The sequence below is a fragment of the Sphingopyxis sp. Soil_C_28 genome (assembly GCF_057657055.1).
Map to the genome: position 1 here is coordinate 843,386 of NZ_JBDGJE010000002.1, position 13,515 is coordinate 856,900.

The window sequence follows — 13,515 nt, forward strand, 5'->3', positions numbered from 1 at the left end:
CATGGCCAAGATCGAAGTTTTTACCAAATTCCTTTGCCCCTATTGCTCGCGCGCGAAGGCGCTGCTCGAGCGCAAGGGCGTCGAATATCAGGAAATCGACCTGACGATGGATCGGCCCGGGTTTGACGCGATGGTCGAACGTGCGGGAGGCGCGCGCACCGTCCCGCAGATTTTCATCGACGGCAAACATGTCGGCGGCAGCGACGATCTGGCGGCGCTTGATGCACGCGGCGGGCTCGATCCGCTGCTCGGGCTGGGCTGAGCTTGATTGTCTTCGACCTTTGTTGCGCCGTGGGGGACCATCGCTTCGAAGCCTGGTTCGCGAGCAGCGAAAGCTTTTCCGACCAGCAGGCGCGCGGGCTGATTGCCTGTCCGGTGTGCGGCGATGACGATGTCAAAAAGGCGGTGATGGCGCCGCGGGTCGGCGCCAAGTCCAACCGCCAGGCTATCGCTCAGACGCCCGCCAAGCCGTCCGATGCCGGCGGACCGTCCCCCGAACTGGTCCGCAAGCTGCTCGCGGATATCGCCGCGAAGCAGGCCGAAATGCTGCCGCAATCGCGATGGGTGGGGCGCGATTTCGCCGACGCCGCCCGCGCAATGCACGAAGGGCGTGCGGCCGAGAAGCTGATCCACGGGCAGGCCTCGCCCGAGGAGGCAGAGGCGCTGCGCGACGACGGGATTGCCGCGATGCCTTTGCTCGTGCCGATCGTGCCGCCAGAGGCGACCAATTGACCCATCCCGATTGACGCTTTGCATCCGCCGCCGCTACACGAACGGCGGCGCACCCGTAGCTCAGCAGGATAGAGCATCAGATTCCTAATCTGGGGGCCACTGGTTCGAATCCAGTCGGGTGCACCACCGGTCATTTGAGTGCGAAGAGGGTCGGTTCTTCCGGCGACGGCGTTTCGATGACCAGCAGCCCCAGATGCATGGCTTGGGTAATCAGATGCGCCCGGTTCCGGGCATTCAGTTTCAGACGCACATTCTCGATATGCCGTTCGACGGTTCGCGGCGCTATATTTATCTCGATCGCGATCTGCTTGGCCGAGCAGCCTACAGCGACCAATTCCAGTATTTGATGCTCACGAAAGGTCAAATGCGGTTCGACGTTCAAAGCGTTTTGATGCACGGCGCAATCCCCTGATACCCCAAGGCGTAGACACGGTGCGACCGACGAGCATCTTTTGTGCGGCAACGCCGCAACCCACCTGCTCTGGCTTCGATGATATCCCTTTGCGCGCTGTTTAGCAATTAAGCTAAGCTAATTAAGTATATGCAGACACTTTCTGTGCCAATACGTCTATACTACTGAAATTCAGTCTAAATCTATTCGAAAATGCTAAGAAAATTTACGTAAGTGTTTTTGCTACGCCATTCATACACACGAATTCCTAGGTCTTTACCCGGATGGATTCGTCAGGCGCAAAGGCAGATGAGACTCGCAAATGGGGTCGCCGCAAATACCAATTCCAGATTGGAGACGTGGCGTGCAAGGTCTATCGGCAGAGTTTCAGCGCGGGTCTATACCGCAGGATACCATCCTAAAATTTCGTAAGGGCGAGATCATCTTCTCGCAGGGCGATCCTGGCGATTGCTGGTTCGAAGTCATCTCTGGCACCGTCCGAACCTGTCATTTTCATGTCGACGGGCACCGCCAGCTGACGGGTTTTTTCTATCAGGGTGATGTTTTCGGAGTCGAATATGGGTCGCGCGACGCCGCGGCCGAAGCAGTCACTAACACGATCCTGAGCCGCCGTCCGGCGCTGAACGGCGACCCCGATTCGTTCGGGCAGAACCGCGCGCTCGAACGTGCGCTGGACAGCGCGAATCAATGCATCTTCCTGCTCGGCCGCCGCAACGCCAATGAACGCGTGGCGGCGTTTCTGTTGATCGCGGCGAAACGATTGTCCTCGCTGGGCAGCATTCCCTTGCCGATGACGCGCGGCGATATCGCTGATCATCTGGGCCTCACCATCCATACGGTCAGCCGCACGATCTCGGGCTTTGTCCGTCAGGGGCTGATCGAACTGGAAGGGCCGCAATTGTGTCGGCTGGTCGACCTCGACGGGCTGCGCGCGATCGCGGGCGAGGAGATGGGGGTGGCGATCGACCATATGGGTGCCATACGGCCGCGGCGAACATTCTCCGGGCAGGAGGCGGGCGCATGAGCAACCTGTCGTCCCCACTCGTACTGCGCCATATGGGCGTTGCGGCGGCCGGGCTGTCGGCCGTTTTCATGCCTGCGCAAGCCGAGGCGCATGAAGCCCCAGCTCTCGAATGTCTGTGCGAAACGCTTCCCTTCCTCGACACCGCACCGACCTGGAATGCGGCTGCTGAGGCGTCAGGAATTGCCGACGCGCCGCCCGCTGCGAACGTCGAGAGCGAGATCGACGCACAACGCCGGATCATTGCCGAACAGCGCGCGCTGATCGATCAGCAAAACGTGATGCTGGCCGAGCAACGGCAACAGATAGTGAAGATGCAGGGACAGCTTATTACCCAACAGGCGCAGGTCGATCGGCTATCGTCCTTCGCGCTCGCCGAGGCACCGCTCGATCTCTTCCGCGGAACCGGTATGGGACAAGGCGTCGGACCCGGCCCGGCGTTGCCCGGCGTGGGCAGCGACACGGTCGCACTCCCCGACGCGCCTGTCGGCGAAGCGCCGCCACCAAGCGAGTCGCCCGAACAGCGTGTTGCCGCGGTTCCCGAAGGGCAGGGGGTGCTGACGCGCGCCGGCCATCTGATTTTCGAACCCTCTTTCGAATATACGCGCTCGTCGACCAACCGCCTGGTTTTCCGCGGAATCGAACTGATCCCCGGCATCCAGATCGGCCTGATCGAGGCAACCGACGCCGACCGCGACACGCTGGTCGGTACAGCGTCGTTACGTTACGGGATCAGTGACCGCCTCGAGGCCGAAGTGCGAATACCCTATCTTTATCGCAACGACCGGATCGAGGTCGTCCAGCAGCGCGATGAGGGTATTGTCCGGTCGATCGCGCTGCGCGAGGACGGAATTGGCGATGCCGAATTCTCGCTGCGCTATCAATTCAATCGTCCGATCGGGCAAAAGCCGATCTTCGTCGGGACGCTGCGCGTCAAATCGGACACGGGCAAAGGACCCTTCGAAGTCGGCTATGACGAATTCGGCGTTGCGACCGGGCTGGCCACCGGGTCGGGTTTCTGGGCGGTTCAGCCAGGGCTCAATTTCCTGATGCCGTCGGATCCCGCGGTGATTTATGGCGGGGTGGCCTATCTTTATCACATTCCGCGCGACGTAAACGAACTGGTCGGCGACGTGATGATCGGGCGCGTCGATCCGGGCGATGCAGTTTCGGCCAATATCGGCTTTGGGTTCGCGCTCAACCCGCGCTTCTCCTTCTCGCTCGGATACCGGCATAATTATATCTTTCCGACCAAGACCGAAGTCGGCGATACGAACCAGAAATCCAACTATCTCCACGTCGGCTCGCTCAATTTCGGCATGTCGTACCGCCTGACGCAGCGCGACGTGATCAACCTTGGCTTCGAAATCGGGGTGACCGAGGATGCGCCCGATGTGTCGATCACGCTGCGCATGCCGTTCGGCGGGAAGCTATAATTCCCAAGCTGACCCAGCCAATATAAAGAAAGCCCCGCCAACGAAAGGCGGGGCTTAGGTGAACCGTCCCCGTCGAAACGGGGACGGGGGGTCGTTCAGTTGCCGAGTGCGCCGACCGTCTGCGCGCCCATCACGGCGCCGATCGCATCGCTCATTCGCGTGGATGCCAGTGCATCGCGGAAGCCTTCATAGCCGCTGAGGTCGAGCACGGCATCGACCTGCTGGTTCAGCGAGACGTTGCTTGCGGTGTTGATCAGCACATTCTGGATCGCGTCGGTGCTCTGGATCAGGGCGGTCTGGCCGTTGTTGGCGAGGAACACCTGTTCGTTGCCGACGCGCATGGTGATGCCGCCGCTGGTCAGGATGCCGCCCTGGATCTGCGCCGCGTCGACCGCGGTCAGCGCCGGCGACACGAAGCGCTCGATCGTCGACCCCTGCGGGGTCCAGCTGACGACCGTGCGCAATGCGAGTTCGTCGTTCACGAAGCTTCGGATGTCAGCGCCAAACGCGATCACCATGCCTTGAAAGGCGAAACCACCCCGCTGCGTGGCAAGAACCTCGTCCGGCACCGTCGCCGCAACGAGAAGCGGATCGTCGCCCGGCGGCTCGCTCGCTGCAAGCAGCGCGGGGGCAGCGGCGAGGAGGAGGAGAAAGCGTGGGGACATGGTCAATCTCATTTCACGGTACCGACGCGCACATCGAGCAGGACCTGCGGCGACAGCTGATACTGGGGGGGGAGGTGGTTCGTGAGGTCGCCCGCCGAAACATGGAGCGACCCGTCTTTTTCGAGCGGTGCCTGCGACCAGGGACCCCAGTCGCCGGCGAGATTGAAGGAAGGGCGCTTCTGTCCGCCCTCGACGATTGCCAGCGCGATTCCGTTCCAATGTTCTTCGAAATCCTTAAGCGAATATTCGTTCAGGCCGAGCACCGAATCGCCGGTGAGCACGCGATCGTTCTGCACCCCCTTGATCACGACGAAATGCTTGAAGCCCTTCAGGTCCATCAGGACGATCGTCGGGCGCTTTACTTGCTTGAGCTGCTCCGCTGTGAGCCGAAAGCCCTCGGCGCGATAGCCGCGCGACGCGAGATAATTTTTCATGTCGAGCATCGAGAAGCCGACCTTGCGGATCGCTTCGCGATCACCGAGTTTCCACATCTCGCGGAACGGCATCGCCTCCGACGTCGGAGCGCCATAATGATAAGTGAGCAAGGTCGCGACCGCTGCCGAGCCGCAGCTGAAATCATAGCGCTGGCGAACGACGGTACGAAACGGAATATCCCACCAGGTCATAACATGAAGCTGATAGTTGCCGCCGGTTTCGGGTCCGGTCAGCCGGACCTCGGCGGCGGCAGGCGCCGCGGCGACAGCGCACAGCAGGCCCGCGATCAAGGTGCGCAGGGCCCGCATGGCGCGCTCAGTCGCCCAGATTGATCGTCAGGTTCATGCCGCTCTGGGCACTGACCTGGGCGCCGGTGTTGATCAGCAGGTTGCCGACACCGTTGAAATTGGACAGGGCGAAATCGCTCAGGGTTACCGCGCCTGCCGTATAGTCGCCCTTGAGCACGTTGCCGCTGACGATTGACTCCATCGTCTGGTTGGTGATCACGAGCGACTGACCACCGCGCAGCGTCTCAAGCTCGTTATCGTTCAGCATCGGCGATTTGCGCTCGAGCGGCACCGCGATTGCCGGAACCACCAAGGCGTCGACCGGGACGGCCTCGGTTACGAGCGGAGCCGCATCGGGGGGAGGCATCTGCGCCGACACAGGCACGGACAAGCCTGCCAGGACGAGCAGGACCGGGACGATCGGGGGTTTCATGACTAGGCGCTCCTTGAGGGCGAAACGTCGGGAAATGGCCGGCCCGCCAGTGGTGCCGGGCCGGCCATCCGGGGGGACTTATTAGTCCGGGTCGCCGCCGCCAGCAGCAGCCGGAGCACTGTCGCCGAAGCTGACGGTGCCTTGCGCCGCGATGTTGGTGGCTGCCTGGGCGTTCGAGTTGATGCCCGTATTCCAGGCGGCATTGAGGATGCCGGCATAGGCCGCGAAAGCGTTGCCGCTGACGTTGTTGCCGCCGCTGTTATAGCCAACGGCCGTTTCGGTGCCGTCTTCGCCGTCCAGATCGACGACTTCGTCGAGCTGGCTGTTGCTGTTGGTCGCGGTCAGCGCCTGGATCGCAACGACGGCCGTGTTGCCGTTGCCCGAGCCATTGCCGTCATTGTCCTGATCGTCGTCCGAAAAGGTGTCGGCCGCATTGTCCTGAACGAACAGGTCGATCAGGTCATTGACGACAGTGGTGTCGTTGCCGATGCCGCCTGCGGCGCCATTGGTGGCGTTGTCATTGTCCTGATTCTGTTGCGCGAAGGCCGGTGCGGCCGTCGCGGCGAGCGCCAGCGTCGACACCGCCAGCATGACTTTCTTGATCATGACTTCTCTCCTTAAAAAAGGGGATGGCGCGCGATGCCGAATGGCATTGCTGTTGCGGATCCTCCCCGACTCCGTCCGCATCGGTGCGAACAAGGCGATCATGATCCGTCGGCGCAGGGGCCGCTTTGCGAATTGGCAATGTCGGGGGTGGAGAAATACCCAGATGATCTCGGTGGGTTGATTTGCCCGGCGTCAGCCCGCCATGTCGGCGCGCATCGTCGTCCGGCCTGCGGCATCGCGCGCCCACAGCCGTGCGCCGTCCCCCGCTCGGACGAAGCAAAGATCGAAGGGTGCGCCGTCGGTCAATGGTGCCTCGGCGCGGAAGCTGAAATGACGCGGAGCGATGTCGGGTGCGATGCGCTGCGCCTGGTCGATCAACAGCGTTGCGATCAACGGGCCGTGGACCACCAGCCCTGCGTAACCCTCGACATCGCGGGCATAGTCGCGATCGTAATGGATCCGGTGCGCGTTGAAGGTTAGCGCCGAGTAGCGGAACAGCAGCACCGGGTCGGGCACGATGCGGCGGACCGCGTCGGCGGGTTCGGCCCGGGTTGGGGCGTCTGGCGCTGGCGCTGGCGCGCTTGTCGCAGGTTCGCGATAGACAATGTCCTGTTCCTCGCGGATCGCCGCCACGCCGTCGGCGGTGATCTCGTGGCGCAGCGTTACGAACAGCAGGTCGCCGCTCGCGCCGCGCTTGGGCTTGATCGCATCGATCGTGGTCACGCGGGTCAGCGCGGCACCGACGGGGATAGGCGACAGAAATTCGACGCGCCCGCCCGCCCACATGCGGCGGGGGAGGGGGACCGGAGGCAGCAAGCCTTTATCGTCACGGCGCGGATGGCCATCCGCGCCGATTGCCGACTGAAGCGCGTCGGGCAGGAAATAGAGCCAGTGGCCGAGCGGTGGAACCTTGCCGTTCCAGACGGACATGTCCTGATCGAGCAGCGCGGCGAAGCCTGCGAGCGGCGCAGCGGTGGCGGTGTCGTGCCGCGTTTCGCGGCGGCCCACCCAGGCGGAAAAATCGTCCATCGGCTCAGAAGCTTTTGGGCAGGCCGAGCGCGTGGGTCGCGACGTGGCTGAGGATCAGGTTCGTACTGATCGGCGCGACCTGATAGAGGCGCGTCTCGCGAAACTTGCGCTCGATGTCATATTCCTCGGCAAAGCCGAAGCCGCCGTGGGTCTGCACGCACATGTCGGCGGCATACCAGCTCGCTTCGGATGCGAGCATCTTGGCCATATTGGCCTCGGTCCCGCCATCCTGCCCGGCATCGAACAGGCCCGCGGCCTTGTCGACCATTTCGGCGGCGGCGGCGATCTGGACATAGGCGCGCGCGATCGGGAACTGGACGCCCTGATTCTCGCCGATCGCGCGGCCAAAGACTTCGCGATCCTTGGCATAGGCGGTGGCGCGGTCGATGAAGAAGCGCCCGTCGCCGATACATTCGGACGCGATCAGGATGCGCTCGGCGTTCATGCCCGACAGGATATAGCGAAAGCCCTTGCCTTCCTCGCCGATCAGGCTCGCGGCGGGCACCTCAAGATCGTCGAAGAACAGTTCGGTCGTCGCATGGTTCAGCATCGTGCGCACGGGGCGGATGGTAAGGCCCTTGCCTTGCGCCGCGCGCATATCGACGAGCAAGACGCTCATTCCGTCGGACGACTTCGCGCATTCATCGCGCGGAGTGGTGCGGCACAGCAGGACCATCAGGTCCGAATGTTCGGCGCGGCTGATCCAGATTTTCTGTCCGTTGACGACATATTTGTCGCCGACCCTTTTGGCGAAGGTGCGGATGCGCGTAGTGTCTGTGCCGGCAGTCGGCTCGGTCACGCCGAACGCTTGCAGGCGGAGCTCGCCGCTGGCAATGGCGGGTAGATAGGCCTGCTTCTGCGCCTCCGACCCATGTTTGAGCAATGTGCCCATCGTGTACATCTGCGCATGGCAAGCGCCACCATTGCATCCCGAACGATGAATTTCCTCGAGCACCGCGGTCGCCGCGCCGAGGCCGAGGCCCGAGCCGCCATATTCCTCGGGGATCAGGACCGACAGGAAACCCGCTTCGGTCAGCGTGCGCACGAATTCGGTGGGGTAGATGCGGTCGCGGTCGAGCCTTTGCCAATATTCGCCGGGAAAGCCCGCGCACAGGCGGCGCACGGCTTCGCGGATTTCGGGATGGCTTTGCGGCTGGGCTTCGGACACGGCGTCTGGCTCTCCCCTGATCGTCGGGGAGAGCCTTAGAATGCGAAGCTGTTTCGGTGCAACTGAAACAAACGTTAGATGCTCGGCAGATCGAGGCCCTTCTCGCGCGCACAATCGATTGCGATATCATATCCCGCGTCGGCGTGGCGCATCACGCCGGTGCCGGGGTCGTTCCACAGCACGCGTTCGAGACGCTTCGCGGCTTCGGGCGTGCCGTCGGCAACGATCACCATCCCGCTATGCTGCGAATAACCCATGCCGACGCCGCCGCCATGATGCAGCGACACCCAGGTTGCGCCTGATGCGGTGTTGAGGAGGGCGTTGAGCAAAGGCCAGTCGCTGACCGCATCCGAACCGTCGCGCATCGCTTCGGTCTCGCGGTTGGGGCTGGCGACCGAGCCCGAGTCGAGATGGTCGCGGCCGATGACGATGGGAGCTTTCAATTCGCCCGACGCCACCATTTCGTTGAACGCGAGGCCGAGCCGATGGCGGTCGCCGAGCCCGACCCAGCAGATGCGCGCGGGCAGGCCCTGAAACTGGATTTTCTCGCGTGCCATGTCGAGCCAGTTGTGAAGATGCTTATTGTCGGGCAGCAGCTCCTTCACCTTGGCGTCGGTCTTGTAGATATCCTCGGGATCACCCGACAGCGCCACCCAGCGGAACGGGCCGATGCCGCGGCAGAAGAGCGGGCGGACATAGGCGGGAACAAAGCCCGGGAAATCGAAGGCATTTAAGACGCCCTCGTCCTTCGCGACCTGACGAATGTTGTTGCCATAGTCGGTCGTCGGCACGCCCGCCGCCTGCATATCGAGCATTGCCTGAACATGTACCGCCATCGAAGCTTTCGCGGCTTTGGCGACCGCGGCCGGATCGCTCTCGCGCTTTGCAAACCACTCATCGAGGGTCCAGCCCGCGGGGAGATAACCGTTGACCGGGTCGTGCGCTGAGGTCTGGTCGGTGAGCAGGTCGGGGCGAATGCCGCGGCGGACCATCTCGGGCAGGATTTCGGCGGCGTTGCCGAGCAGGCCGACCGATATAGGCTTGCCCTCGGCATGGCTCGCCTCGATCATCGCGATCGCCTCGTCGATGCTCGATGCCTGCTTGTCGAGATAGCCGGTGCGCAGGCGCATTTCGATGCGGCTCGGCTGGCATTCGATCGCGAGGCAGCTCACGCCCGCCATCACCGCTGCGAGCGGTTGCGCACCGCCCATGCCGCCGAGGCCGGCAGTCAGCAGCCAGCGGCCCGCAAGGCTGCCGCCATAATGCTGGCGGCCCATCTCGACAAAGGTTTCGTAAGTGCCCTGGACGATGCCCTGGCTGCCGATATAGATCCAGCTGCCCGCGGTCATCTGGCCGTACATCATCAGGCCCTTTTTATCGAGCTCGTGGAAATGATCCCAGTTCGCCCATTCGGGGACGAGGTTCGAGTTGGCCAGCAGCACGCGCGGCGCATCGGTGTGGGTGCGGAACACGCCCACGGGCTTGCCCGACTGGATGAGCAGGGTCTCATCGTCATTGAGCCGCTTCAGCGTTTCGACTATCTTGTCATAGCTCTCCCAGTCGCGCGCAGCGCGGCCGATGCCGCCATAGACCACCAGTTCGTGCGGCGCTTCGGCGACATCGGGATGGAGATTGTTCATCAGCATCCGCATCGGCGCTTCGGTGAGCCAGCTTTTCGCGCTGATCTCGGTCCCGGTTGCCGGGCGGATCACGCGGCTATTATCGAGGCGGGTCATTGTTGTCCTTTCGCAAAATCGAGGGTCGCGGCGATCACTTGCTCCAGCACGGGCCGGATCGGGGGGGTCGGATCGATGGGGGAGGGCCAGTTGGCGTGGGTGATTTCAGCGGGCTCGGCCATGTAGCCGCGCTGTGCCAGCTCCATCTGGATCGCATGGATGCCGTCGTCGGGTCGGCCGTAGTGGCGCGTCGTCCAGCCGCCCTTGAAGCGGCCGTTGACGACGTGGCTCCTGCCGCTCGCGGCGCAAATGTTCGCGATGATGGTTTCGAGTTCGGGCGCACAGGTCCCGCCGTCGTTGGTGCCGATGTTGAATTGCGGCAGTTCGCCGCCGAACAGGCGCGGGACGTGGCTGCGGATCGAATGCGCGTCGTAGAGGACGACGCGGCCGTGCGCGGCTTTCAGCCGGTCGAGTTCCTGAGTCAGCGTATCGTGATAGGGCCGGTGATAGAGATGCAGCCGCTGCATGATCTCGGCCTCGTCCGGCGCGTCGAAACGATAGAGCGGCTCGCCGTCAAAGGTCGTCGTCGGGCACAGTTCGGTCGTCGCCTGCCCGGGGTAAAGCGAAGCGCCCGACGGATCGCGGTTCATGTCGATCACGCTGCGCGAGATATCGGTCGCGACAAGCGTCGCACCGAGGTTGGCAGCGAAGGCGTAAAGCTCGGCGATCCACCAGTCGGTGTCGATCTGCGCATGCCAGAGCGAGACGAACTGCTCGTCGAGCCCGGCGAGGTCGGTGCCGCCGTGCGGGAAGGCGATCACGAGCGGCGCGTCGCCGCGATGGACGCGCAGCCAGTCCATCAGGCGAGGCCCGGCAGGTCTGCCGGGACCGCAGCGACGAGGCTGCCCGAACGGATCAGCGCGGTGGCAGACTCCATATCGGGATGGAAATGCCGGTCGTCTTCGAGCGTCGGCACCTTGGCGCGCAGATGTTCATGCGCCGCCTCCAGCGCATCGCTCGATTTCAGTGGCGCGTGGAAGTCGATGCCCTGGCACGCGGCGAGCAGTTCGATGCCGATCACCGCGCTGACATTGTCGGCCATCTCGAGCAGGCGGCGCGCGCCGTGCGCCGCCATCGAGACATGATCCTCCTGATTAGCCGAAGTCGGGATCGAATCGACGCTGGCGGGATAGGCGCGCTGCTTGTTCTCGCTGACCAGTGCGGCGGCGGTGACCTGCGGGATCATGAAGCCCGAGTTGAGGCCCGGGCGCGGGGTCAGGAAGGCGGGGAGGCCCGAGAGCGCGGGATCGACGAGCATCGCGATGCGGCGTTCGGAAATCGAACCGATCTCGCACAGCGCCATCGCGATCATGTCGGCGGCGAAGGCGACGGGCTCGGCGTGGAAATTGCCGCCCGACAGCGCTTCGTCCCCAAACGGACCAGCGCCGGCGAAGATCAGCGGATTGTCCGATACACCGTTCGCCTCGATCCCGAGCGTCGTCGCAGCCTGCCGCAGCAGGTCGAGCACCGCGCCCATCACCTGCGGCTGACAGCGGAGGCAGTATGGATCCTGCACACGCGGGTCGTCGATGGCATGCGAGGCGCGGATCGCCGATCCTGCCATCAATGTGCGCAGCGTGTCGCCGACCTCGCGCTGCCCCGCGTGGCCGCGCAGCGCATGGATACGCGCGTCGAAGGGCGCGTCGGAGCCTTTTGCGGCCTCGGTCGACAGCGCGCCGGTGATCAGCGCCGAGCGGAACACGGTTTCGGCGCGGAACAGGCCCGCGAGCGCGTTGGCGGTCGAAAACTGCGTGCCGTTGAGGAGCGCGAGGCCTTCTTTGGGGCCGAGGTCGAGCGGGGCAAGGCCCGCCTGCGCGAGCGCGTCGGCGGCGGGCAGGGTTTTGCCGCCGACTTCGATTGCTCCGACGCCGATCATCGCCGCCGCCATGTGAGACAAGGGCGCGAGGTCACCGCTTGCGCCGACAGAACCCTGCGACGGAACAACGGGAGTCAGGCCCTTTGCCAGCATCGCTTCGATCATCGCGACCGTCGTCCGCTGCACACCCGACGCGCCCATGCCGAAACTCGCGAGTTTCAGCGCCATCATCAGCCGCACAATGGGAACGGGCGAGGGGGCACCGGTGCCTGCGGCGTGGCTGAGCACGATGTTGCGCTGGAGCGTCGTCAGATCGTCGTCGGCTATGCGCACGCTCGCGAGCTTTCCGAAGCCGGTGTTGATGCCATAGACAGGCGCGCCCTTGGCGACGATCCGCGCGACCGCGGCGGCGCTCGCGTCGATCGCGGTCCATGCATCGGCGCTCAACGTCGCGCTCGCGCCTTCGTAGATCGCGCGCCAGTCGGCGAGCGTCATGGCGCCGGGGGTGATGATCATTGTCCGTCCTTGATACGTTGGTGAAGCGGGTTGAAGCCGATGCGGTAGACGAGCTCGGCGGGGTCGGTGACGTCCCAGATGGCGAGGTCGCAGGCCTTTCCGGGCTCGAGCGTCCCGATCTCGGCACCGAGGCCGAGCGCGGCGGCGGCATGGACCGTCACCCCGCGCAGCGCCTCGACCACGGTCAGTCCGAACAGCGTTGCGCCCATATTGAGCATCAGCAGCAGCGAAGTCGTCGGCGAGGTGCCGGGGTTGCAATCGGTCGCGAGCGCGATGCGCGTACCGTGGCGGCGCATCGCGTCGATCGGGGGCAGCTGGGTCTCGCGCATGAAATAATAAGCGCCGGGCAGCAGCACCGCGACGGTGCCCGCCGCAGCCATCGCGCGAACATCGTCGTCGGTGGCATGTTCCAGATGGTCGGCCGACAACGCGCCGTGTAGCGCCGCGAGCGCGCTGCCGTGAAGCGCGGACAATTGTTCGGCGTGAAGCTTGACCGCGAGGCCGTGTGCCTGCGCCGCCGCAAACACGCGGGCGCATTGCGCGGGCGAGAAGCCGATGCCTTCGCAAAAGGCATCGACCGCGGTCGCGAGCGGCGCGGCGGCGGGGATCATTTCTCCCACGACGAGATCGATATAGGCGTCGCTGTCGCCCTTATATTCGGGGGGCAGCGCATGCGCGCCGAGGAAGGTCGGCTCGACGCGGATATCCCGCTGGCCAGCAAGCGCGCGGGCGGCGCGCAGCATCTTGAGTTCGTCCTTGGTCGACAGGCCGTACCCCGATTTGATCTCGATCGTCGTAACCCCCTCGGCGATCAGCGCATCGAGACGGGGTAGCGCGGACTCGACCAGATCGGTCTCGCTCGCCTCGCGCGTCGCGCGCATCGTCGATACGATGCCGCCGCCCGCACGCGCAATCTCTTCATAGCTCGCGCCCGCCAGCCGCATCGCCCATTCGTTCGCGCGATTGCCGCCGTGGACGAGGTGCGTGTGGCAATCGATCAGGCCGGGGGTGATCAGCCGGCCTTTGCAATCATGGACGGTTCCCGCTGCGGTTGGCGCGCCATCGGCCGGTCCGGCATAGACGATCCGGCCGTCCTTCGCGTCCACCACGCCATCGTCGATCAGGCCGAGGTCACCATCGGCCATCGTTGCGAGTCGGGCGTTCTTCCAGCGTTGCTCCATCTGGACAGTGTCGTTCGAATGCGCCATTATGTCTAGACATAA

At 64.1% G+C, this 13,515-nt stretch carries 15 protein-coding genes and 1 tRNA gene; 5 read left to right on the forward strand and 11 right to left on the reverse strand.

The window, feature by feature from the left end; all coding sequences use genetic code 11:
* Position 1: 1 nt before the first annotated feature.
* From grxC to AC3A43_RS12300, 3 genes are all read left to right on the forward strand, one after another.
* Positions 2-262 (forward strand): glutaredoxin 3, encoded by a 261-nt coding sequence (gene grxC / locus AC3A43_RS12290; RefSeq protein WP_487792817.1) that lies wholly within the window; start codon positions 2-4, stop codon positions 260-262.
* A gap of 2 nt (positions 263-264) precedes the next feature.
* On the forward strand, positions 265-732 hold the full coding sequence (locus tag AC3A43_RS12295) for a DUF1178 family protein (RefSeq protein ID WP_487792818.1): 468 nt from the start codon (positions 265-267) through the stop codon (positions 730-732).
* Between the two features lie 49 nt (positions 733-781).
* Positions 782-858: transfer RNA gene (locus AC3A43_RS12300), tRNA-Arg, on the forward strand.
* 4 nt (positions 859-862) lie between these two features.
* Here the strand turns inward: AC3A43_RS12300 and AC3A43_RS12305 are convergent.
* A complete protein-coding gene (locus tag AC3A43_RS12305; protein ID WP_487792819.1) occupies positions 863-1,129 on the reverse strand; it encodes a response regulator transcription factor in 267 nt (88 codons plus the stop codon).
* Between the two features lie 358 nt (positions 1,130-1,487).
* Between AC3A43_RS12305 and AC3A43_RS12310 the strand changes: the two genes are divergently transcribed.
* Both AC3A43_RS12310 and AC3A43_RS12315 read left to right on the forward strand, forming a co-directional pair.
* Positions 1,488-2,168: a helix-turn-helix domain-containing protein gene (locus AC3A43_RS12310; protein WP_487792820.1), complete on the forward strand. Its 681-nt coding sequence runs from the start codon at positions 1,488-1,490 to the stop codon at positions 2,166-2,168.
* Positions 2,165-3,601 (forward strand): hypothetical protein, encoded by a 1,437-nt coding sequence (locus AC3A43_RS12315; protein WP_487792821.1) that lies wholly within the window; start codon positions 2,165-2,167, stop codon positions 3,599-3,601. Before AC3A43_RS12310 ends, AC3A43_RS12315 begins: the two co-directional genes overlap by 4 nt.
* Positions 3,602-3,696: 95 nt before the next feature.
* Here the strand turns inward: AC3A43_RS12315 and AC3A43_RS12320 are convergent, their stop codons facing one another.
* The 10 genes from AC3A43_RS12320 to hutI all read right to left on the reverse strand — a co-directional run bounded on the left by AC3A43_RS12320 (position 3,697) and on the right by hutI (position 13,500).
* Positions 3,697-4,266: a hypothetical protein gene (locus AC3A43_RS12320; RefSeq protein WP_487792822.1), complete on the reverse strand. Its 570-nt coding sequence runs from the start codon at positions 4,264-4,266 to the stop codon at positions 3,697-3,699.
* A gap of 8 nt (positions 4,267-4,274) precedes the next feature.
* Positions 4,275-5,009, reverse strand: coding sequence for a C39 family peptidase (locus tag AC3A43_RS12325; protein ID WP_487792823.1), 735 nt, complete (start codon positions 5,007-5,009; stop codon positions 4,275-4,277).
* 7 nt (positions 5,010-5,016) lie between these two features.
* Complete coding sequence (locus tag AC3A43_RS12330; protein WP_487792824.1) at positions 5,017-5,421, reverse strand: hypothetical protein; 405 nt, start codon at positions 5,419-5,421, stop codon at positions 5,017-5,019.
* Between the two features lie 81 nt (positions 5,422-5,502).
* Complete coding sequence (locus AC3A43_RS12335) at positions 5,503-6,027, reverse strand: hypothetical protein (RefSeq protein WP_487792825.1); 525 nt, start codon at positions 6,025-6,027, stop codon at positions 5,503-5,505.
* Between the two features lie 192 nt (positions 6,028-6,219).
* Positions 6,220-7,056 carry an HTD2 family dehydratase gene (locus AC3A43_RS12340; RefSeq protein ID WP_487792826.1) on the reverse strand — a complete coding sequence of 279 codons (837 nt, stop codon included), beginning with the start codon at positions 7,054-7,056 and terminating at the stop codon, positions 6,220-6,222.
* Between the two features lie 4 nt (positions 7,057-7,060).
* Positions 7,061-8,224 carry an acyl-CoA dehydrogenase family protein gene (locus AC3A43_RS12345; protein ID WP_487792827.1) on the reverse strand — a complete coding sequence of 388 codons (1,164 nt, stop codon included), beginning with the start codon at positions 8,222-8,224 and terminating at the stop codon, positions 7,061-7,063.
* Between the two features lie 74 nt (positions 8,225-8,298).
* A complete protein-coding gene (gene hutU, locus AC3A43_RS12350) occupies positions 8,299-9,960 on the reverse strand; it encodes a urocanate hydratase (protein ID WP_487792828.1) in 1,662 nt (553 codons plus the stop codon).
* On the reverse strand, positions 9,957-10,760 hold the full coding sequence (hutG, locus tag AC3A43_RS12355) for an N-formylglutamate deformylase (protein WP_487792829.1): 804 nt from the start codon (positions 10,758-10,760) through the stop codon (positions 9,957-9,959). Before hutG ends, hutU begins: the two co-directional genes overlap by 4 nt.
* On the reverse strand, positions 10,760-12,292 hold the full coding sequence (hutH, locus tag AC3A43_RS12360; protein ID WP_487792830.1) for a histidine ammonia-lyase: 1,533 nt from the start codon (positions 12,290-12,292) through the stop codon (positions 10,760-10,762). The genes hutG and hutH overlap by 1 nt, the downstream gene beginning before the upstream one ends.
* Complete coding sequence (gene hutI / locus AC3A43_RS12365) at positions 12,289-13,500, reverse strand: imidazolonepropionase (protein ID WP_487792831.1); 1,212 nt, start codon at positions 13,498-13,500, stop codon at positions 12,289-12,291. The genes hutH and hutI overlap by 4 nt, the downstream gene beginning before the upstream one ends.
* Positions 13,501-13,515 lie beyond the last annotated feature (15 nt).

Excerpts from the sequence above, each read along its gene's own strand:
- hutU (WP_487792828.1), bottom strand. The coding sequence starts at position 9,960 with ATGACCCGCCTCGATAATAGCCGCGTGATCCGCCCGGCAACCGGGACC.
- hutI (WP_487792831.1), bottom strand. The coding sequence starts at position 13,500 with ATGGCGCATTCGAACGACACTGTCCAGATGGAGCAACGCTGGAAGAAC.
- AC3A43_RS12340 (WP_487792826.1), bottom strand. The coding sequence starts at position 7,056 with ATGGACGATTTTTCCGCCTGGGTGGGCCGCCGCGAAACGCGGCACGAC.
- AC3A43_RS12325 (WP_487792823.1), bottom strand. The coding sequence starts at position 5,009 with ATGCGGGCCCTGCGCACCTTGATCGCGGGCCTGCTGTGCGCTGTCGCC.
- AC3A43_RS12335 (WP_487792825.1), bottom strand. The coding sequence starts at position 6,027 with ATGATCAAGAAAGTCATGCTGGCGGTGTCGACGCTGGCGCTCGCCGCG.
- AC3A43_RS12330 (WP_487792824.1), bottom strand. The coding sequence starts at position 5,421 with ATGAAACCCCCGATCGTCCCGGTCCTGCTCGTCCTGGCAGGCTTGTCC.
- AC3A43_RS12320 (WP_487792822.1), bottom strand. The coding sequence starts at position 4,266 with ATGTCCCCACGCTTTCTCCTCCTCCTCGCCGCTGCCCCCGCGCTGCTT.
- hutG (WP_487792829.1), bottom strand. The coding sequence starts at position 10,760 with ATGGACTGGCTGCGCGTCCATCGCGGCGACGCGCCGCTCGTGATCGCC.
- grxC (WP_487792817.1), top strand. The coding sequence starts at position 2 with ATGGCCAAGATCGAAGTTTTTACCAAATTCCTTTGCCCCTATTGCTCG.
- AC3A43_RS12315 (WP_487792821.1), top strand. The coding sequence starts at position 2,165 with ATGAGCAACCTGTCGTCCCCACTCGTACTGCGCCATATGGGCGTTGCG.
- hutH (WP_487792830.1), bottom strand. The coding sequence starts at position 12,292 with ATGATCATCACCCCCGGCGCCATGACGCTCGCCGACTGGCGCGCGATC.